The following is a 19,941-nucleotide window of genomic DNA, read 5'->3' as shown; positions in this document are numbered from 1 at the left end:
AAGAGTTGAGCTTTTTCCTACTTCAGGACAAAGCCGGTTTCGGGCGTGCCGGACCGGCCGCGCGACCATCGGATCGGGTCGCGCGGCCGCGGCCTCCGCCTCAGCTGTTGAACGCGGCGTCGAAGGACGCCGTGGGCGGCTCGTAGTCGAACGCCTTCAGGCGGGTCAGCGCCTCGGGGGCGCCCTGGAGGCGGTCCATGCCCGCGTCCTCCCACTCCACCGAGATCGGCCCGGAGTAGTCGATGGAGCGGAGCATGCGGAACACGTCCTCCCAGGGGACGTCCCCGTGCCCGGCGGACACGAAGTCCCAGCCGCGACGGGGGTCTCCCCACGGGAGGTGGGAGCCGAGGCGGCCGTTGCGGCCGTCGAGGCGCTTGCGGGCCTCCTTGCAGTCGACGTGGAGAATGCGGTCGCGGAAGTCGTAGAGGAAGCCGACCGGGTCGAGGTCCTGCCACACGAAGTGGGAGGGGTCGAAGTTCAGGCCGAAGGCCCGGCGGTGGTCGACTGCCTCCAGGGCGCGGTGCGTTGTCCAGTAGTCGTACGCGATCTCGCTCGGGTGGACCTCGTGGGCGAAGCGGACGCCCTCGGCGTCGAACACGTCGAGGATGGGGTTCCAGCGTTCGGCGAAGTCCTCGTAGCCGCGCTCGATCATCGACTCGGGCGCGGGCGGGAACATGGCGACGAGATGCCAGATGGCCGATCCGGTGAAGCCGATGACGGTGTCGACGCCGAAGGCTGCGGCCGCGCGGGCGGTGTCCTTGATCTCGGCGGCGGCCCGCTGGCGGACGCCCTCGGCCTCGCCGTGCCCCCAGATGCGGGCGGGCAGGATCGCCTCGTGGCGCTCGTCGATGATGGCGTCGCAGACGGCCTGGCCGACCAGGTGGTTGGAGATGGCCCAGCACTTGAGGCCGTACTTGTCGAGCAGGGCGTGGCGTCCCTTGACGTAATCGGGGTCGTCGAGGGCCTTGTCGACCTCGAAGTGGTCGCCCCAGCAGGCGAGTTCGAGTCCGTTGTAGCCGGCGTCGCGGGCGATGCGGCACACGTCTTCGAGCGGCAGGTCGGCCCACTGACCGGTGAAGAGGGTGAACGGGCGGGGCATGGATGTGCTCCTCTCGGGTCGGGGGCTCTCAGGCCGGGATCGGGGTGTAGACGGAGTTCTTGGCCGCGCTCTCCTCGACCGCGGCGAGGATGCGCTGCACCTGGAGCCCGTCGGCGAACGACGGCCGGGGCTGGGCCCCTTCGGCGAGGGCGGTGACGAGATCGCGGGCCTGGTGGGTGAATGTGTGCTCGTAGCCGAGGCCGTGTCCCGGCGGCCACCAGGCCTCCAGATAGGGGTGTCCCGGCTCGGTGGCGAGGATCCGCCGGAAGCCGGCGCGTTCGGCGGGTTCGGTGTGGTCGTGGAAGGACAGTTCGTTGAGGCGTTCCAGGTCGAAGGCCAACGAGCCGTGGGAGCCGTTGAGTTCGATGGTCAGCGCGTTCTTGCGGCCGGTCGCGAACCGGGTGGCCTCGAAGGAGGCGAGGGCGCCGGAGGCGAACCGGCCGGTGAACAGGGCCGCGTCGTCGACGGTGACGGGACCGGTGCCGGTGTCGCCGCCCCCGGCCCCGGAGAGGCCGGAGGACGCCCCGTCCAGGAGCGGGCGTTCGCGGACGAAGGTCTCGGTGAGCGCGGAGACGCCGGTCACGAGCTCGCCCGCGAGGTACTGGGCGAGGTCCACGGCGTGCGCGCCGAGGTCGCCGAGCGCGCCGGAGCCCGCGTGCGGTTTCTGCAGCCGCCAGGTGAGCGGGAAGGCCGGGTCGGCGAGCCAGTCCTGGAGGTAGTGGGCGCGGACGTGGCGCAGGGTGCCGATGCGCCCGTCGGCGACCATGCGGCGGGCGAGCGCGATGGCCGGGACGCGTCGATAATTGAAGCCGACCATCGCCAACTGGCCGTTGGCAGCGGCCCGTTCGGCGGCTTCCGTCATCACCTCCGCCTCCTCAACCGAGTTGGCGAGCGGCTTCTCGCACAGCACGTGCTTGCCGGCCTCCAGGGCGGCGACGGCGATCTCGGCGTGGCTGTCGCCGGGGGTGCAGATGTCGACCAGGTCGACGTCGTCCCGGGCGATCAGCGCCCGCCAGTCGGTCTCGGCGGCGGCCCAGCCGAGCCGGGCGGCCGCGGCGCGCACCCCCGAGGCGTCGCGGCCGCAGATCGCGGCGAGTCGGGGCGTGAGCGGCAGGTCGAAGACGTGGCCCACGGTGCGCCAGCCCTGTGAGTGGGCGGCGCCCATGAACGCGTACCCGACCATGCCGACACCCAGGACGGGCCGTCCGTCGTTCCCGTCGCCCGGCTCCCCGTTCGCGTCCGTGCCGCCCGTGCTGCCCGTGCTGCCCGTGCTTGCCATGCAGAAGTCCTCCTCGTCCGCGCGGTGTTCCCTGCCACTCCGGTCGTACGGGCGGGGCTCACTTGAAGCCGGTGGGCATGTACTGGTCGACGTTCTTCTTGTCGACGACGGCCGAGTACAGGGTCAGGTGGGCGGGAATCTCGAACTCGGCCATGCCACTGATGCCCTTGCCCTGGCCGAGCGCGCGGGCCAGGTCGATCGCGGAGGCGGCCATGGTCGGCGGGTACAGGACCGTCGCCTTCAGCACGCCCCGGTCCTGCTTGATCTCCTCGAACGCGGAGAGCGCGCCCGCGCCGCCGACCATCAGGAAGTCGTCGCGCCCTGCCTGCTTGATGGCGCGCAGGGCGCCGACACCCTGGTCGTCGTCGTGGTTCCACAGGGCGTCGAAGTTCTTCTGCGCCTGCAGGAGTTGGGCCATCTTGGCCTGCCCCGACTCGACCGTGAACTCGGCGGCCTGCCGGGCCACCTTCTTGATGTTGGGGTAGTTCTTCAGGGCGGCGTCGAAGCCCTCGGTGCGCTGTTTGGTGAGTTCGAGGTTGTCGAGCCCGGCGAGCTCGACGACCTTCGCGTTCTTCTTGTCCTTGAGCTGCTCGCCGATGTAGTGACCGGCGCTCAGGCCCATGCCGTAGTTGTCGCCGCCGATCCAACACCGGTATGCCTGCGGGGTGTTGAAGATGCGGTCCAGGTTCACGACGGGGATGCCGGCGCGCATCGCCTTCAGGCCCACCTGGGTCAGCGCCTTGCCGTCGGCGGGCAGCACGACGAGGACGTCGACCTTCTTGTTGATGAGGGTCTCGACCTGGCCGATCTGCGCGGCCGTGTCATTGGAGCCCTCGGTGGTCTCCAGGGTGACGTCCGCGTACTTCTTGGCGCGTTCCTTGGCGTTGTCGTTGATGGCGTTGAGCCAGCCGTGGTCGGCCTGCGGCCCCGCGAAGCCGATGGTGACCTGCTTGCCCTTCTTGTCGTCGGCGACCGGCTGGTCGTCGGTCTTCTTGTCGTCGCTCTTGTCACTTGGCTCGTTGCTGGTGCAGGCGGTGAGCAGTCCGCCCGCGGTGACGGCCGCGGCCGCGCCGAAGATCAGTCCCCGGCGGCTCGTTGTCTCTGGCATGGCGTGTCCCTTTCCGCGTTTCAATGGGAAGTGCTGGCCGTGCGCCGCTGCACCAGGACCGCCACGACGATGATGGCGCCCTTGGCGATCTGCTGGACGTCGCTCTGCAGGTTGTTCAGCGCGAAGATGTTCTGGATCGTGGTGAAGATCAGGACGCCGAGGACGGAGCCGACGATGGTGCCTCGTCCGCCGGTGAGCAGGGTGCCGCCGATGATGGCGGCGGCGATGGCGTCGAGTTCGTAGAGGTTGCCGTTGGTGTTCTGGCCGGAGCCGGAGAGCACGATCAGCAGGAAGGCCGCGATGCCGCAGCACAGGCCGGAGAGCAGATACAGATAGAGGCGCTGGCGGCGTACGTCGATACCGGCGAGGCGGGCCGCCTCCGCGTTGCCGCCGACGGCGACGGTGCGGCGGCCGAAGGTGGTCCGGTTGAGGACCAGCCAGCCGATCACGGTGACCGCGACGAACACCATCACGAGCGGCGGGATCCCGAGGACGTACGAGTCGCGCTCGCCGAGCTTCAACACCCCCGGTACGGTGACCATTTGGGTCTTGCCGTCGGTGATCTGCAGGGCGAGGCCGCGGCCCGAGGCGAGCATCGCGAGCGTGGCGATGAACGGGACCATGCCGCCGTACGCGATCAGCACCCCGTTGACGAGGCCGCAGCCGACACCGACGAGGATCGCCGTGAACAGGACACCCGCGAAGCCGTACTCCTGGGTGGCCACGGTGGTGGACCAGACACCGGCGAGAGCGACGATCGCGCCGACGGAGAGGTCGATCCCGCCGGAGATGATCACAAAGGTCATGCCGACGGTGACGACACCGATCACGGAGGCCTGGGTGAGGACGAGTTGGAGGTTGTCCGTGTCCAGGAAGGAGTCCGGCTGGGTGATGCCGCCGATCACGACCAGGGCGGCGAGGACGCCGAGGAGCGAGAGCGTACGGACGTCCAGGCGCAGGACACGGGGGTGTTTCGCGGCGGGGTCCGACTTGGGGGCCGCTGGACTTGTGGTGGATGCGGGCTGTGACACGGCGCCCTCTCCCTTCGACAGTGCCGGCAGTGCGGGCGGGGTGGGCGGCGTGGGCTCGGCGGGGCTCATCGCGCGCCCTCGATGACCAGGTCGAGGACCGCGTGTTCGTCCAGGTCGGTGGCCGGGGACTCGTGGATCACCCGGCCCTCCCTGAGGACCAGGACCCGGTCGGCGAGACCGAGCACCTCGGGGACCTCGCTGGAGACGAGGAGCACGGCGAGCCCCTCGTCGGCGAGGCGGCGGATCACGGCGTACAGCTCGGCGCGGGCTCCGACGTCGACGCCGCGGGTCGGCTCGTCGAGCAGCAGCACCCGGCAGCCGCGCAGCAGCCAGCGGGCGAGCACGGCCTTCTGCTGGTTGCCACCGGAGAGCGTGCGCACCAGCACGGAGGGGTCCGCGGGGCTCAGGGACAGTTCGCGGGTGGCGCCGCGGGCGGCCTCGCGCTCCCGGCCGCGGTCCATCCAACCCCCGTACGAGAAGCGGGACATGGAGGAGACGGAGACGTTGCGGGTGACCGATTCGAGCATCAGCAGGGCCTGCGCCTTGCGTTCCTCGGGGGCGAGACCGAGCCCCGCCCGGACGGCGGCACGGACACTTCCGGTACGCAACGGGCGCCCGCCCACGTGGATCTGACCGGCCGTCGGTTTACGGGCTCCGTAGATCGTCTCCAGGATCTCGGAGCGTCCCGAGCCCACGAGTCCGGCGAGGCCGACAATCTCGCCGGGTCGGATGCCGAGGTCGAACGGCGCGAACTCCCCTTCACGGGTGAGGCCTTGGACCTTCAGGACGGGGTCCGTGTGCGGCCCGGCGTTGGGCCGGTCCGGGAAGACGTACTCGACGTTGCGACCCGTCATCAGGGAGATGATGTCGCGGGTCGGGGTCTGCTCGGCGGGCAGCCCTACGGCCACGGCGCGGCCGTCCTTGAGGACGGTGACGCGGTCGCCGATGCGGCGGATCTCCTCCAGGCGGTGGGAGATGTAGACGACGGCGACGCCCTCGGCGGTCAGGTCGCCGACGATCCGGAAGAGGTTCTCGACCTCGTCGGGGTCGAGCGCCGCGGACGGCTCGTCCATGACCATGAGCCGTACGTCGTGGGAGAGCGCGCGGGCCATGGAGACGATCTGCTGGTGGGCGGCGGACAGGTCGCCGACGAGGCGTTCGGGGTCGATCTCCGGGTGGCCGAGCCGCCGGAGCAGCGCGGCCGTCTCGGTGCGGGCCGCGCGTCCGCGCACGACGAATCCGCCGGCGGTCGGCTCGTGCCCGAGGAGCACGTTCTCGGCCACGGACAGGGCCTCCACCAGGTCGAGTTCCTGGTAGATGGTGGCGATGCCGAGGCGCATCGCGGCGATCGGCGAGCGCAGCGCGACCTGGTCGCCGTGCCAGGTGATGACGCCGTCGTCGGGCTGGTGCGCCCCGGCGAGGACCTTGATCAGCGTCGATTTCCCGGCGCCGTTCTGGCCGAGCAGACAGTGCACCTCCCCGGCCTGGACCTCCAGGTCGACGCCGTCCAGGGCGCGCACGCCGGGGAACGACTTGGTGATGCCGGACATGGTGAGCAGCGGTGGTGCGGAGGCCGTATCGGGTCCCATGACGGTTCCCCTCGGGGCGGGTGCGGACCGGTTTCAGGGCAAAAAGGGCAGGGCGGGGCTGAGCGCCGTACAGGGTGTGCGTGGAACAGGGTGTGCGTGGAGCAGCGTGGAAGAGCTGGGCTTACGCGGGTGAGAACAGGTGATCGCTGATCAGTCGGGCGCCGCCGGTCACTCCGGCGGTGGGCCCCAACTCCCCCAGCACAATGGGGAGGTTGCCGGTCGCCAGGGGGAGCGACTGACGGTAGACCTGGGTGCGCAGGGCGGCCAGCAAGGTGTGGCCGAGCCCGGTGACACCGCCGCCGATGACGACGAGCCCCGGGTTGAAGAAGCTGACGAGGGACGCGATGACCTGCCCGGTGCGGTTGCCGCCCTCACGGATCAGATCGAGGCAGGTGGCGTCGCCCGCCGCGGCGGCCGCGGCGACATCGGCGGCATCGAGCCGGCCCGCGCTCTCCAGACGTGCGGCGAGCTCCGGGGAGCGCCCCTCGCGGGCGGCGGCCTCCGCGTCACGCGCGAGCGCGGCGCCGCTGAAGTGTGCTTCCAGGCAGCCCTTGTTGCCGCAGGCGCACTGCCGGCCGTCCTGCTCGACGCGGATGTGCCCGATGTCGCCGGCCGACCCGGTGGTGCCTCGGTGGACCTCGCCGCCGACGACGATGCCGCAGCCGATGCCGGTGCCGATCTTGACGCAGAGGAAGTCGCGGGCCTGCCGGGCGACGCCCGCGTGCTGCTCCCCCATCGCCATCAGGTTCACGTCGTTGTCGACCATGACGGGGCAGCCCAGTTCCTGACTGAGCGCCTCGCGGACCGGGAAGCCGTCCCAGCCGGGCATGATCGGCGGTGCGACGGGGACACCCTCAGGGAACCGCACGGGACCCGGCACGCCGATGCCCGCGCCATCGAAGCCCTCGGCGAGCCCGGACGCCTTCAACTTGGCTGCCATGGCGAGGACTTGTTCGAAGACCGCGACCGGGCCCTCGCGTACGTCCATGGGCTGGGCGATGTGTCCGAGGATCTCCAGCTCGGCGTTGGTGACGGCGACGTCGACCGAGGTCGCGCCGATGTCCACGCCGAGGAAGCGGAGCGAGGGGGCGAGCCGGACGTTGTGGGAGCGGCGGCCGCCGCGCGAGGCGGCGAGTCCGTCGGCGACCACGAGTCCGGTCTCCAGGAGCCGGTCCACCTCCACGGCGAGCCGCGACCGCGACAGTTCCACCTGATCGCCCAGCTGGGCGCGGGAGTTGGGACCTTCGTCGCGCAGCAGTCGCAGCAGTCGCGCCTGGTGCGCGTTGGCGGGTCGAGCCGTCATGCGTCTCACGTGCCCCTCCCCGCCGCTTCGGGCCTCTTCGGGTGGTGGTGCCGTGCGCTCGCGTTCGTCTTTCGATGGGGAACGTAGCAGCGCCCACCCGGCGCGGGAAGAAGTTGCGCGGGAATTGCCCCTGACTTTCTCCGGCCGCAGGACAAAGCCCGCTGCGCCGCCCGGTTATGCCCTCGGTGCCCGATCACGCCCTCGGCGTCCGATCACACCCTCGGCGCCCGGTCACGCTCTCGCCGCCCGGTCACGCCTTCGGCGCCCGCCACAGCGTCATGTCGGCGGTGAGGAAGCTGATGCCCGGCTTGTCCCACAGGGCGGTCGACTTCGTCTGCACGACGAGCAGAGCGATGTCCCCGGCGGAGTTCCTGACGCAGATCTCGCTGCCGCCCGCGGCTGCGGCCAGCGGCAGTCGGTGGCTCTTCTGGCCGGTGACGGCGAGGCTGCAGGTGTCGTGGTCGGCGCCCGGCTTGTCGTAGAGGAGGGTGAAGACGCTGGTGTCGCTCTCCAGTGCGCAGCCGACCTGTTTGCAGACGAAGCGGATGTCGCCCTTGCCGCCGGTCTTGCGCGCGTCCGGGTCCCGGGTGCTGAGCGAGTACTTCTCGTCCAGCCAACGTTGGGCGTAGGTCTCGGCCCGCGGCGTCCCATCGGCGTCCCCCGAAGGCCCCGCGGTCCCGTCCCCCGCCGCCTTCTGCTCATCGGCGCCGACGCCCTGCGCGGACTCCGCCGCGGCCGACGCGGACGGGCGGCCTGCCCCCTCGGCCGATTCCCCGCCCGATGTACCCGACGTGTCCGCAGTGCCCGAGGCGGTCACTCCCGCCCCAGCGGCGCCCCGGTCCCGGGTCCCACCCATGCCGTCGGTGACGACCCATGCGAGGCCTGCCGCCAGGGCCACGCCCGCGGTCACCGCGGCGGTGACGAGCGCGGTCCTGCGCCGCCGGGCGCGCCGCTCTTGTGGCGTCACGGGCCGCTCGGGCGGCGGGGCGAACACCTGCGCGGGGTGCGGCAACGTAAGGGCGCCCGGCTCCGCCACGGTCGCCGGGACGGTGACGGCGTCAACCGCCCGGACAGTGGCGGCGTCGGCCGCCGGGTCCGGCACGGTGGCCAGCGGCAGCGCCGGGACCGGGGCGTTCGACCCGGCGAACTCCCGCCACACCGCGGGGCTCGCGCCGCCGCCCAGGCTCCGCCGGCACCACGCGACGAGCTCCTCCGGCGTGGCCCGGTGCTCGGGCCGTGCCTGGAGGCAGCGGTCGAGGATCGGCCGCAACTCCTCGGGCAGCACGGAGAGATCGGGTCTCTCGTGCACGATCCGGTAGAGCACGCCGACCGACTGGCCCTCCCCGTACAGCGGCGCGCCGAGAGCCGCGAACGCCGCGGTCTGCCCCAGCGCGAACACATCGGTCGCCGGGCCCACTTGTCCCGCCACGGCCTGCTCCGGCGCCATGAACTGGGGCGTGCCGACGGCGGATCCGGTGACCGTGCTCGACGTCAGGTCGGCGGCGACGGAGATGCCGAAGTCGATGACCCGCGGCCCGTCCGCGGCGAGCAGGACGTTCGACGGCTTGAGGTCCCGGTGCACGATGCCCACGCCGTGGATGGCCTGCAACGCCTCGGCCACCGCGGCCATCAGCCACAGCACCGCGGGCACCGGGAGCGGTCCGTGCCGGGCCACCGCCGCCGCGAGGGACGGGCCGGGCACGTAGAGCGTGGCCAGCCAGGGCGGTGCCGCCTCGGCGTCGGCGTCGATCAGCTCGGCGGTGTAGGCGCCCCGTACCCGCCGGGCCGCCTTGATCTCCCGGGCGAACCGCCGCCGGAACGCGGGGTCGTCGGCCAGTTCGGGTCGCACCACCTTCAGGGCGACCGGCCGGCCTCCCCTGGTGTGCGACAGATAGACCCGGCCCATGCCGCCCGCGCCGAGCCGGGCCGCCAGGCGGTATCCGCCCACCGTCCTCGGATCGTCCGCCCGCAGCGGCTGGAACACTTCGTGCACGCCGTCCACCGGTACTGGCCCCCACGCCTTCACCCCATGCCGCCGGCCCCCTGACCGTCGGTCCCCGCGAGCAGCCTAGACGCAGGTGGGTTGGGACCGGATCACCGGGAACGGCGAACTGCCGCCGGTGTCAGGCCTCGTCGCGGTGGTGGTACGTCTCCGGGGAGTCAGGCCTCGTCGCGGTGGTGGTACGTCTCGCGGGTGTGCTCGGTGTGCGTCCGCATCACCGCCGTGGCCTTCGCCTCGTCGCGCGCGGAGATCGCGGCGATCAGCTGGCGGTGCTCGATCCAGGACTGCTCGCCGCGCTGCCGGGCGACGGGCTGGTAGTACCAGCGGACGCGGCGGTCGACCTGGCCCGCGAGTTCGCCGAGGACCACATTGCCCGCGAGTTCCATGACCTTGGCGTGGAACTCCGCGTTGGTGGCGACGACCAGATCCACGTCCCCGTCGGCGACGGCCTGCTCGCCCTTGGCGCAGAGCGCCTCGAGCTCGCCGATGCCGGTCTTGCCCGCGTTGGCCGCCGCGAGCCGGGCGGCCTCGGCCTCCAACAGCGTACGGACACTGAGGAGTTGGTCGGCCTCCTCCTCGGTCGGCTCGTGCACGAACGCGCCCTGCGCGGGGCGCAGGTCCACCCAGCCCTCGGTGTTCAGCCGCTGCAGCGCCTCGCGCACCGGCTGGCGGGAGACCCCGAGGTGACCGGCGAGTTCGCTCTCGACCAGGTGCTGGCCGGGCTGCAGGGCCCGCGTCGTGATCAGTTCGAGCAGCGCCTCGTAGACCCGCTCGCGCAGCGGTCCGGGGCGCTCCAGCTTGGGCACCGCCCCCTGCGGCAGTCCTGTGGACAACATCGCGGTCCCCCTCCTGGGCTTCGAACATCCGGCAGGCCGGCTCCGACGATTGCCGGATTGGCTTTGGAATACAGTTTACCGAGCGCAATCGCCACGGCTAGGGCGAGTTGGCCTCGTCACACTCTGTGTGCCGGATGTACGCGAGCGGGTCACGGGCAGCGGATCACCTGGCCCGCGTACGAGAGGTTGCCTCCGAAGCCGAAGAGCAACGCGGGCGCCCCGCTGACCAGTTCGCCGCGCTCGACGAGCTTCGAGAGGGCGATCGGCACGCTCGCGGCCGAGGTGTTGCCGGAGTCGACGACGTCCCGGGCGATGACCGCGTTCACGGCGCCGATCTTCTCCGCGAGGGGCTCGATGATGCGCAGGTTGGCCTGGTGGAGGACGACCGCGGCGAGGTCCGCCGGGGCGAGTCCCGCCTTCGCGCAGGCCTCGCGGGCCAGTGGCGGCAGCGAGCGGGTGGCCCAGCGGTAGACGGACTGGCCCTCCTGGGCGAAGCGGGCCGGCTCGCCCTCGATGCGTACGGCGTCGCCCATCTCGGGGACCGAGCCCCACAGGACCGGGCCGATCCCCGGCTCCTCGCCCTCGGCGCAGGGCTCGACGACCACGGCGCCCGCCCCGTCGCCGACCAGGACGCACGTCGAGCGGTCCGTCCAGTCGGTGACGGCGGACATCTTGTCGGCGCCGATGACCAGGGCGCGCGTCGCGGCCCCGGCGCGCAGCGTGTGGTCGGCGGTGGCGAGGGCGTGCGTGAAGCCCGCGCACACCACGTTCAGGTCGAGCGCGGCCGGTGACGGGACGCCCAGGCGGTGGGCGACGCGGGCCGCCGTGTTCGGCGAGCGGTCCACGGCCGTGGAGGTCGCGACGACGACCAGGTCGATCTCGTCCGCGGCCAGGCCCGCCGCGGCCAGCGCCTTGGCGGCGGCGTGCGCGGCGAGCTCGTCGACCGGTTCGTCGGGGCCCGCGATGTGGCGAGTGCGGATGCCGACGCGACTGCGGATCCACTCGTCATTGGTGTCGACCATGCCCGCCAGTTCCTCGTTGGTGAGGATTTTGGCGGGCTGGTGGTGCCCGATGCCGACAATGCGCGAACCGACCATGGAGGCCCCCTCGTGAGCTGCGGATCCTCCAGTCTGGTCAGCGACTCACGAGTAACCGGATGCGGCCAGTGACAGGAAAGTGCCGTTTCACTTGGAGAGTTCTGCTGGAGTCGCGGAGAGTTCCGATGGAGCCGCCGGGCCGGTCACGGAGATTCACCCGGTGAACAGTTGTGTGGCCTTTTGCACCAGTTCGTACACTCCGTACGCGAGCGGCAGCCCGACCCACAGCCAGGCAAAGGCGATCAGTCCGCGCCGCTCAGGCGCGCTCCTTGCGGTCTCCGGCGGCGGTGTCGATGTCATCTGCGGGCTCCCTGGGGGCGGGGACTACGTGGTGGCGGGCGTGCACGGGACGTACCAGTTCATTGGCGACGAAGCCGACGACCAGCAGGCCGATCATGATCATGAGCGAGAGGCCGTACAGACTGGCGCCGTCCTTGCCCGCGCTCTCCTGGCTGTCGGCGACCCGGTTGACGATGAGCGGGCCGAGGACGCCCGCCGTGGACCAGGCGGTGAGCAGCCGGCCGTGGATGGCGCCGACCTGGTACGTCCCGAAGAGGTCCTTCAGATACGCGGGGATCGTCGCGAAGCCGCCTCCGTAGAAGGAGAGGATCACGAGGGCGCACAGCACGAAGAGGGGCTTCGACGAGTCGCCCCACAGGACGATGAACAGGTACATCAGCGCGCCCACGCCGAGGTAGACGCGGTAGATGTTCTTGCGGCCGATGAGGTCGGAGGTGGAGGACCAGCCGATGCGGCCCGCCATGTTCGCCGCGGAGAGCAGCGCCACGAAGCCCGCGGCCGCGGAGACGGACACCGGGGTGCTGGTGTCGGAGAAGAAGTCCGTGATCATCGGCGCGGCCTTCTCCAGGATGCCGATGCCCGCGGTCACGTTCATGGTCAGGACGACCCACAGGCACCAGAACTGGGGCGTGCGGATCGCCTGTTTCGCGGAGACCTGCGGGCCGCTCACGACGGCCTCTTCGCTGCGCTCACCCTGCTGGACTTGCGGCCGAGGCACCCGGATGAGCAGCACGCCGAGCGTCATGAACACCGCGTACGCGAGCCCGTGGACGAGGAACGCGAACGCGATGCCGTCGTTGTCCGCGCCGAAGGACTCCAGCATCTGGGCGCTCCACGGGGACGCGATGAGCGCGCCGCCGCCGAAGCCCATGATCGCGATGCCGGTGGCCATGCCGGGCCGGTCGGGGAACCACTTGATCAGCGTGGAGACCGGCGAGATGTAGCCGATGCCGAGGCCGATGCCGCCGACGAAGCCGTAGCCGAACACGATCAGCCAGTACTGCTCGGTGGCGGCGCCCAGCGAGGAGATCAGGAAGCCGGAGGAGAAGCAGACGAGCGCGACGGTCATCGCCCAGCGCGGCCCGTTGCGCTCGACGAGCGTGCCGCCGAAGGCGGCCGACAGGCCGAGCATCACGATGGCGAGTTGGAACGGCAGCGCGCTTTGCGTGCCGCTCAGCCCCAGCGCCGACTCCAGGGGCGGTTTGAAGACGCTCCAGGCGTAGGCCTGGCCGATGGAGAGATGGACGGAGAGCGCGGCGGGGGGAACGAGCCAGCGGCTCCAGCCGGCCGGCGCGACGGGGGGCCTCATGATCCCGAACGTAAGGGAGTGACAAGGGAGTTGGGAAGCCCTTTCGGCCTCCCCCTTGTCGACGAACCCGACCGCTTCCATACTGTAGGCAATATCCCGTCGCGCCGGGGACGGAGGTCGGCGACGACCGCGTGCCACCGGTGCAGGAGAATGGGTGCCATGGGACGAGTCACGGAACGACGCAAGGTGATCCGGATACGGGACGGGCACGTCTCCACGCGACCCGACACCCTGGTCGCCGAGGAACCGCTGGAGATCCGGCTGAACGGCAAGCCGCTCGCCATCACCATGCGCACCCCCGGCGACGACTTCCCGCTCGCGGCCGGCTTCCTGGTCAGCGAGGGCGTCCTGGGCACCGCCGACGACCTGCAGAACATCGTGTACTGCGCGGGCGCCACGGAGGACGGCAGCAATACCTACAACGTGGTCGACGTGCGGACCACGCCGGGCGTCGAGCTGCCCGACATCACCCTGGAGCGCAACGTCTACACGACCTCGTCGTGCGGACTGTGCGGCAAGGCGAGCCTCGACGCGGTGCGCACCACGGCCCGGTTCCCGATCGCCGACACTCCCCCCGTCCGGATCACACCCGAACTGCTCGCCTCGCTCCCCGACCGGCTGCGTGAGGCCCAGCGCGTCTTCGACCGGACCGGGGGGCTGCACGCGGCGGCGCTCTTCGACGAGGAAGGTCGACTCGTCGACATCCGGGAGGACGTGGGGCGGCACAACGCGGTCGACAAGCTCGTCGGCCGGGCCCTGCAGAACGGGGAGCTGCCGCTGTCCCGCTCGATCCTGATGGTCTCGGGCCGCGCCTCGTTCGAGCTGGCGCAGAAGGCCGTGATGGCGGGCATCCCCATGCTCGCGGCGGTGTCGGCGCCCTCGTCCCTCGCGGTGGACCTCGCGGCCGAGACGGGCCTGACGCTGGTCGGCTTCCTGCGGGGCAGTTCCATGAACGTGTACGCGGGTGAGGAGCGGATCGCCCTGGAGACCGCGGTCGCACACGGCTGACCCGGCGACCCCTTTCAGTCCTCCGCGTTTCGGTGGTCCTCCGCTTTTCCGTCCTCTGCGGCGGGCACGCCCGACACTCTCCGCAGCATGTCCATGAACCGATCCCGCTCCCGTGCCGAAAGCGGGGCGAGAAGCTCGGCGTTCGCGGCGCGCGCCGCCGCCTCGCAGGTGCCGACGAGGCGCACACCCTCGGCCGTGATCGTGACCGCGTTCTTGCGCCGGTCCCTGCGGTCGGGCGCGCGCTCGACGAGGCCCGCGGCCTCCAGGTCGTTGAGGACGCCGACCATGCCCTTGGGGTCGAGCCCCACGCCGCGCACGAGGTCGGCCTGAGCGACCGGCCCCCAGTCGGACACCGCGCTGAGCACCACGTGGTGCCACATCTTCAGCCCCTGCTCGGCGAGCGCGTCGGCGACGAGCGCACGCCCGCGCGCGGCGGCCCGACCGAGCAGCCAGCTGGGCAGATCACGGATGGTGCCGGGGGCGGTGGGTGGCGGGCTCGGTGCACTCATGCGGTCACCGTACCGAAAAACGTTGGCCTCCCCAATGAAACCTGCGTATCGTCGATCCTGTTGGGATCCGTTGGGAATCCCAACGAATCCAGCAACGTCCGACAGTACGCGGAGGTGGTCACGTCCATGCGTCGCGTCCGGTACGAGCACAGCGGCGGGCCCGAGGTCCTGTTCCTGGAGGAGGCGCCCGTCCCCGCGCCGGGCCCCGGCGAACTCCTCGTGCGCGCCGAGGCGGTCGGGGTCACGCTACCCGTCGTCCGCAAGGTCCGCGAGGCGCCCGAGCCGATCGCGCTCGGCGGCGAGATCGCGGGCGAGGTGGTCGCGCTCGGCGAGGGCGTGACCGGATACGCGACCGGGGACCGGGTCACCGGTCTCGTCTTCGGCCACGGCTACGCCGACTACGCGCTGCTGCACACCGCGATGGCCTCGCCGGTGCCGGACGGCGCGAGCGCGGTCGACGCGGTGGCGCTCGTGCGCAGCGGGCTCGTCGCGTACGGGGCGCTGCACGCGGCGCGTCCCGAGCCGGGCGAGTCCGCGCTGGTGACCGCGGCGGCGAGCGGGGTGGGTCATCTCGCCCTGCAGCTGGCCGGGTTGAGGGGCGCGCGGCGGGTCGTGGCCGCGGTCTCCGACGCCGGCAAGGCCGACTTCGTGCGCACGCTCGGGGCCGACGACGTGGTGACGTACGACGCCGGGTCCTGGGGCGAGCCCGTCGACTATGCGCTCGACGCGGTCGGCGGCGCACTGCTGAAGCCGGCCGTGGCCGCGCTCGCGCCGCACGGCCGGCTCGTGGCGTACAGCTCGGGCGGCGGCACCGTGGAGGCGTACGACCTGCTGGTGGGCGCGAAGTCGGTGATCGGCTTCCAGATGGCGCTCATCGCGCGGGGACGGCCGCAGACGTACGAGCGGTGGCGTACGGAGCTGTGGGAGCTGTTTCTGACGGGCGCTCTGAAGCCGGTGGTTCACGGGGAGTTCGCGCTGGAGGACGCGGCGCGGGCCCATGCCGTGATCGAGGGTCGGGCCAACCTCGGGAAGGTCGTACTCGTCCCCTGACGTGCGGTCGCTGTCGCGCACTGTCGCGGTCCTTGTGGGGCCCGGGACGCCCAAGTAGCGTCTGTGCCGCACATGTTGGACGTTGGACATTGGACGTCGGATGTCCGGTTCTCCGGACGACCCGAAGGGTGGGCCGCGCCATGCACAGAAGATCCGTCCGTACCGGTCCGAGGTCGACAGGGACTCGATCCCTGATGGTGGCGGCGCTCGCGGTCGCCGCCGCGCTCCCCGTACAGGCCTCCGCGCAGGCGGCACCGAAGCCTCAACCTCCTTTTGAACAGCAGGTGTTGTTCAAGCCCGGACAGGATCCCGGGTACGCCTGTTACCGGATCCCGTCCGTCGTGAAGACGGTGCGCGGCACCCTCCTCGCCTTCGCCGAGGGGCGCAGGAACGACTGCTCCGACGCGGGCGACATCGACATCGTCGTCAAGCGGTCGGAGGACGGCGGCCGCACCTGGTCGCCGCTCCAGGTCGTCAACGAGGGCGCGGGCGACACCCACGGCAACCCCTCGCCGGTCGTGGACCGCAGGACGGGCCGCGTCCTGCTGGCGGAGACGTACAACACGGGCCGCACGGACGGCAAGAACTGCGACGTGCCGTGCGACCGGACCCCGCACATGCAGCACAGCGACGACGACGGCCGCACGTGGTCGACGCCGCGCGACCTGAGCGACGAGCTGCTGCCCGACGACTTCAACTCCTGGTACGCGACCGGCCCCTCGCACGGCATCCAGCTGACGCGGGGACACCACCGCGGCCGCCTCGTCTTCGCCGTCAACGCCGAGACATGGAACGGCAGTCGAGTTTCGGCGAACCACGCCGCCCTCATGGTCAGCGACGACGGCGGCGACCACTGGCGGGCCGGGGCGAAGGACTCCTGGCCGGTCGCCGACGACGGCACGTTCCGGCAGAAGCCCTCCGAGATGGCGCTCGCCGAGCTGCCCGACGGCACGGTCCACGTCAGCGGGCACGAGCAGGACGGCAGCGACCTCGGGCACCGCACGCAGGCCGTCAGCCGGGACGGCGGCGACTCCTTCGCCCGCCCGTTCGCGGCGCTCCCGGACCTCTACGCGCCGCAGGTCCAGGGCTCGACCCTGCCCGTGGGCAAGGACGGCGACCGGCTGCTGCTCGCCTGCCCCGGCGACCCCGACCGGCGGCGGACCATGATGATCCGCTCCTCGTACGACGGCGGACGCACCTGGGAGAGCTTCGACCGGGGCACCGTCGTGACCACGGACTGGTCGGGCTACTCGGACCTGGTGCAGGCCGACCGCGGGCACGTGGGGCTGCTGTACGAGGGCGGGGCCGTGGACGCCCGCGACGAGATCCGCTTCGCCCGGTTCACGCTCGACTGGCTGAAGGACCGGCGCGGCCCCGACCCGACGACGGACGACCGGGCGCCGGGGGCGCGCGACGCGGCCGTGCTCGGCGGCCCCACCGCAACCGACGGGCCTACCGGGCGGGCACTCTCCTTCGACGGCACGGACGACGCGGTCCGCCTCTACAGCGACCGACTACGCCTGGGCACAAGGGAGTTCAGCGTCTCCCTGTGGTTCCGCTACAGCGCGACGAGCGGTGAGCAGCCACTGCTCTCACTGGGCGGCACCGGGGCCTCGCAGCCCCAGGTGACCCTGCGCGCCGAGCCCGCCGCCGACCGGATCACCGGCCTGATCACCGCCCGGGACGGGGCCGCGGCCCCCAGCACGGTGACGGTGCAGTCCGCGTCCGCGTACAACGACGGCAACTGGCACCGGATCCAACTCCGGCGCGCAGACGGCCGATTGACCCTCTCCGTCGACGACGCACAGGTCGCCGAAGCCGCCGACGTCCCCGGATCGGTGAGCCGGAACTCGCCGTTCGGCGCCCACATCGGCCAACGCATGGACAGCCGGGCGTACTTCACCGGATCCATCGACGACGTCCGGGTCACCTCCGGCGGGGACGACGTGCTGTGGCTGCCGCTGGACCGGATCGGATCCGGCGTCGCGGACGGTTCGTGAGCCGGCACCACGAGGTTCACATGACGGGGCTCCACTCCGGACTCCGCAGGCTCTCGTTCGAAGGGCGGGCTTGATTGTGGACCAACCGCACCGCGCACATTAACGTCGCCTCGCATGCGGGGTCATGAGCGGGAGTCGACGCGGCGCAGCCGACGGGGGCCGTGGATCGCCCTGCTCGCCGCGCTCGTCCTCATACTGATCACGCTCGTCGCCCTCCCCGACCGGGAGGGCGACGAGCGTTGCGGGCCCCGTGGTGTCACCTCGTGGTCCGCGGACACCCGGCTCACCGGCGAGTTCGCCCGCTACGGCGACGACTCCGAGCGGGTCGACGACTGGACCGGCGGCGACGGCACGCACTCCGTGCGGCTGCCGGACGGGCGACTGCTGTGGCTGTTCTCCGACACGTATCTGGGCGCCGTGAACCGGCCCCCGAACCCGGCAGGGCAGTCGCATCCCTGGCGGACCGCCGACGCGCCCTTCGTCCGTAACTCCGCGGTGGTGACGGACCGTTCGGGGCGCCTCGACCTGACGCTCGCGGCGCCGCTGTTCCCGGACACCGCCGCGGGCGAGTGGCGCTGGCCGGTCGCGGCGCGCGTCGAGGAGAGCGGCGGCGAGAAGGTCGTACGGGTGCTGCTGTGGACGCGGGCCAAGGGCGCGGGGCCGTACGTCTACGGGGTGCCGAACGCGACCGAGGTGGCCACCCTGTCGCTGCCGGACCTGCGCCTCGAAGGCATCACCCAGGTCCTCGACCAGCGGCAGGTCGGGGATCCGGCGCGGCGCGTGCTGTACGGGACGACGGCCGTGGATCACCAGGGCTGGACGTACGTCTTCGGGGCCGACGACGGGGAGAAGGCCGTGCATCGCGCGTACGTGGCGCGAGTCCCGGTCGGCCGGTTCAGCTCCCCCGAGGCGTGGCGGTACTGGGACGGCGAGCGGTGGGGCACGCGCGCCGCGCCGGTCCTGGGCGACGGCAAACAGCGCGGCGTGGGCACCGCCTTCACGGTGGTGCGGGACGCGGGCACGTACGTCCTGTTCACGACGGCGGCGGGCGCGGAGGGGCTGACGAAGGTCACTTCGTACTGGGCCTGTTCGCCGTCCGGGCCCTGGCACGGCCCCGCGAAGGCCTTCACGCCGCCGCTCCCCCGCGACGCCCGCGACGGTGCGACGCCCTCGCGCACGGCGGCGTACAACCCGCAGGCGCACCCGGCGCTGAGCGGCGGCGGCCGGCTCGTCCTGAGCTATGACGTCAACTGGCTGGACGCCGCGCCCGCCGCCGCGCAGGCCGAGCTCAGCCGGAACGTGTCGCTGTACCGACCGCGGTTCGTGTCTCTTCGACTCGGCCCTCTGCGGGAGCGGTGAGCTCGGGTTCCACCGTGTCGTCGGCGTCCCTCGAGCGGCGCTTGGCGATGACCGCGCACACCATCAGCTGCATCTGGTGGAAGAGCATCAGCGGCAGCACGGCGAGCGAGGCGTGCGCGCCGAACAGCACGCTCGCCATGGGGAGTCCCGAGGCGAGGGACTTCTTCGAGCCCGCGAACTGGATGGCGACGCGGTCGGCGCGGTTGAAGCCGAGGGCCTTCGCGCCGTACCAGGTGACCGCCAGCATGATCGCGAGCAGCACCGCCTCCACGACCAGGAGTCCGGCGAGGCGGACCGCGCTGACCTGGTGCCAGATGCCCTGCACCATGCCCTCGCTGAACGCGGTGTAGACGACGAGCAGGATCGAGCCGCGGTCGACGTAGCCGAGGATCTTCTTGTGGCGGGTGATGAAGCCGCCGACCCAGCGGCGCAGCAACTGGCCCGCGAGGAACGGCACCAGGAGCTGCAGCACGATCTTGACGAGCGAGTCGGCGGAGAAGCCGCCGCCGCTGTTGCCGAGCAGCCCCGCCGCGAGCAGCGGCGTGAGGACGATGCCGGCGAGCGACGAGAAGGAGCCCGCGCAGATCGCCGCCGGTACGTTGCCACGCGCGATCGAGGTGAACGCGATCGACGACTGGATCGTCGACGGGACGAGGGTGAGGAAGAGCAGGCCCTCGAAGAGGTTCTGCGGCAGCAGTACGGGGACCAGGCCGCGGGCCGCGAGGCCGAGCAGCGGGAACACGATGAACGTACAGGCGAGAACGGTGACGTGGAGCCGCCAGTGGCGCAGTCCGTCCATCGCCTCACGGGTCGACAGGCGCGCCCCGTAGAGGAAGAAGAGGAAGGCGACGGCTGCTGTGGAGGCGCCGGATGCGACATCGGCGGCGGCCCCTCGGGCCGGGAGCAGTGCGGCGAGGCCCACTGTTGCGATCAACGCCAGGATGTACGGGTCGATCGGCATCCAGCTCGGCCAGGTCAGGCGTTTCATTGGATCCTTGCTCTCGGTTCAGGTCGTGCCCTCTCCATCGTCCACCTCCGGGCCGTGATCGGGAATCCTGCATA

The 19,941-nt window shown here is 71.6% G+C and carries 17 protein-coding genes; 4 read left to right on the top strand and 13 right to left on the bottom strand.

What is annotated here, in order from left to right; translation table 11 throughout:
• Window positions 1–100: 100 nt before the first annotated feature.
• The 11 genes from OHA73_RS34435 to OHA73_RS34390 all read right to left on the bottom strand — a co-directional run bounded on the left by OHA73_RS34435 (window position 101) and on the right by OHA73_RS34390 (window position 12,953).
• Entirely contained in the window at window positions 101–1,099 is a 999-nt protein-coding gene (locus OHA73_RS34435) for a sugar phosphate isomerase/epimerase family protein (protein WP_327657009.1), read from the bottom strand.
• Between the two features lie 28 nt (window positions 1,100–1,127).
• The gene (locus OHA73_RS34430) at window positions 1,128–2,282 is read right to left on the bottom strand and encodes a Gfo/Idh/MocA family protein (RefSeq protein WP_327658583.1); all 1,155 of its coding nucleotides are present in this window, start codon (window positions 2,280–2,282) and stop codon (window positions 1,128–1,130) included.
• A 154-nt stretch (window positions 2,283–2,436) separates the two neighbouring features.
• Window positions 2,437–3,486, bottom strand: coding sequence for a substrate-binding domain-containing protein (locus tag OHA73_RS34425; protein WP_266715501.1), 1,050 nt, complete (start codon window positions 3,484–3,486; stop codon window positions 2,437–2,439).
• A gap of 20 nt (window positions 3,487–3,506) precedes the next feature.
• The gene (locus OHA73_RS34420) at window positions 3,507–4,517 is read right to left on the bottom strand and encodes an ABC transporter permease (protein ID WP_266715500.1); all 1,011 of its coding nucleotides are present in this window, start codon (window positions 4,515–4,517) and stop codon (window positions 3,507–3,509) included.
• Window positions 4,518–4,582: 65 nt separating this feature from the next.
• The gene (locus OHA73_RS34415) at window positions 4,583–6,067 is read right to left on the bottom strand and encodes a sugar ABC transporter ATP-binding protein (protein ID WP_327658581.1); all 1,485 of its coding nucleotides are present in this window, start codon (window positions 6,065–6,067) and stop codon (window positions 4,583–4,585) included.
• Between the two features lie 160 nt (window positions 6,068–6,227).
• Window positions 6,228–7,409 (bottom strand): ROK family transcriptional regulator, encoded by a 1,182-nt coding sequence (locus tag OHA73_RS34410; protein ID WP_266715499.1) that lies wholly within the window; start codon window positions 7,407–7,409, stop codon window positions 6,228–6,230.
• 250 nt (window positions 7,410–7,659) lie between these two features.
• Window positions 7,660–9,411: a serine/threonine-protein kinase gene (locus OHA73_RS34405; RefSeq protein ID WP_327657008.1), complete on the bottom strand. Its 1,752-nt coding sequence runs from the start codon at window positions 9,409–9,411 to the stop codon at window positions 7,660–7,662.
• A 158-nt stretch (window positions 9,412–9,569) separates the two neighbouring features.
• Window positions 9,570–10,247: a GntR family transcriptional regulator gene (locus OHA73_RS34400; protein WP_266715497.1), complete on the bottom strand. Its 678-nt coding sequence runs from the start codon at window positions 10,245–10,247 to the stop codon at window positions 9,570–9,572.
• 149 nt (window positions 10,248–10,396) lie between these two features.
• Window positions 10,397–11,344 (bottom strand): beta-ketoacyl-ACP synthase III, encoded by a 948-nt coding sequence (locus OHA73_RS34395; RefSeq protein WP_327657007.1) that lies wholly within the window; start codon window positions 11,342–11,344, stop codon window positions 10,397–10,399.
• Between the two features lie 153 nt (window positions 11,345–11,497).
• Window positions 11,498–11,644 (bottom strand): MFS transporter small subunit, encoded by a 147-nt coding sequence (locus OHA73_RS45825; RefSeq protein WP_327660694.1) that lies wholly within the window; start codon window positions 11,642–11,644, stop codon window positions 11,498–11,500.
• Window positions 11,601–12,953, bottom strand: a complete 1,353-nt coding sequence (locus tag OHA73_RS34390; protein ID WP_327657006.1) for an L-lactate MFS transporter — start codon at window positions 12,951–12,953, stop codon at window positions 11,601–11,603. Before OHA73_RS34390 ends, OHA73_RS45825 begins: the two co-directional genes overlap by 44 nt.
• Before the next feature lie 159 nt (window positions 12,954–13,112).
• Between OHA73_RS34390 and fdhD the strand changes: the two genes are divergently transcribed.
• Window positions 13,113–13,961: a formate dehydrogenase accessory sulfurtransferase FdhD gene (gene fdhD, locus OHA73_RS34385; RefSeq protein WP_266715494.1), complete on the top strand. Its 849-nt coding sequence runs from the start codon at window positions 13,113–13,115 to the stop codon at window positions 13,959–13,961.
• A gap of 14 nt (window positions 13,962–13,975) precedes the next feature.
• Here the strand turns inward: fdhD and OHA73_RS34380 are convergent, their stop codons facing one another.
• Window positions 13,976–14,470, bottom strand: coding sequence for a MarR family winged helix-turn-helix transcriptional regulator (locus OHA73_RS34380; RefSeq protein ID WP_327657005.1), 495 nt, complete (start codon window positions 14,468–14,470; stop codon window positions 13,976–13,978).
• A 126-nt stretch (window positions 14,471–14,596) separates the two neighbouring features.
• On the opposite strand from OHA73_RS34380, the gene OHA73_RS34375 reads away from it, so the two are divergent.
• From OHA73_RS34375 to OHA73_RS34365, 3 genes are all read left to right on the top strand, one after another.
• Entirely contained in the window at window positions 14,597–15,520 is a 924-nt protein-coding gene (locus tag OHA73_RS34375) for a quinone oxidoreductase family protein (RefSeq protein ID WP_327657004.1), read from the top strand.
• A gap of 194 nt (window positions 15,521–15,714) precedes the next feature.
• Window positions 15,715–17,520 carry an exo-alpha-sialidase gene (locus OHA73_RS34370; protein ID WP_327657003.1) on the top strand — a complete coding sequence of 602 codons (1,806 nt, stop codon included), beginning with the start codon at window positions 15,715–15,717 and terminating at the stop codon, window positions 17,518–17,520.
• A 114-nt stretch (window positions 17,521–17,634) separates the two neighbouring features.
• Window positions 17,635–18,879, top strand: a complete 1,245-nt coding sequence (locus OHA73_RS34365) for a DUF4185 domain-containing protein (protein WP_327657002.1) — start codon at window positions 17,635–17,637, stop codon at window positions 18,877–18,879.
• On the opposite strand, the gene OHA73_RS34360 is transcribed toward OHA73_RS34365, so the two are convergent.
• Window positions 18,809–19,867 carry a bile acid:sodium symporter family protein gene (locus OHA73_RS34360; RefSeq protein WP_327657001.1) on the bottom strand — a complete coding sequence of 353 codons (1,059 nt, stop codon included), beginning with the start codon at window positions 19,865–19,867 and terminating at the stop codon, window positions 18,809–18,811. The genes OHA73_RS34365 and OHA73_RS34360 overlap by 71 nt on opposite strands.
• Between the last annotated feature and the right edge of the window lie 74 nt (window positions 19,868–19,941).

It is taken from the genome of Streptomyces sp. NBC_00483, from assembly GCF_036013745.1.
Lineage (GTDB): Bacteria > Actinomycetota > Actinomycetes > Streptomycetales > Streptomycetaceae > Streptomyces.
This window is presented reverse-complemented; position numbering and strand designations above follow the sequence as displayed.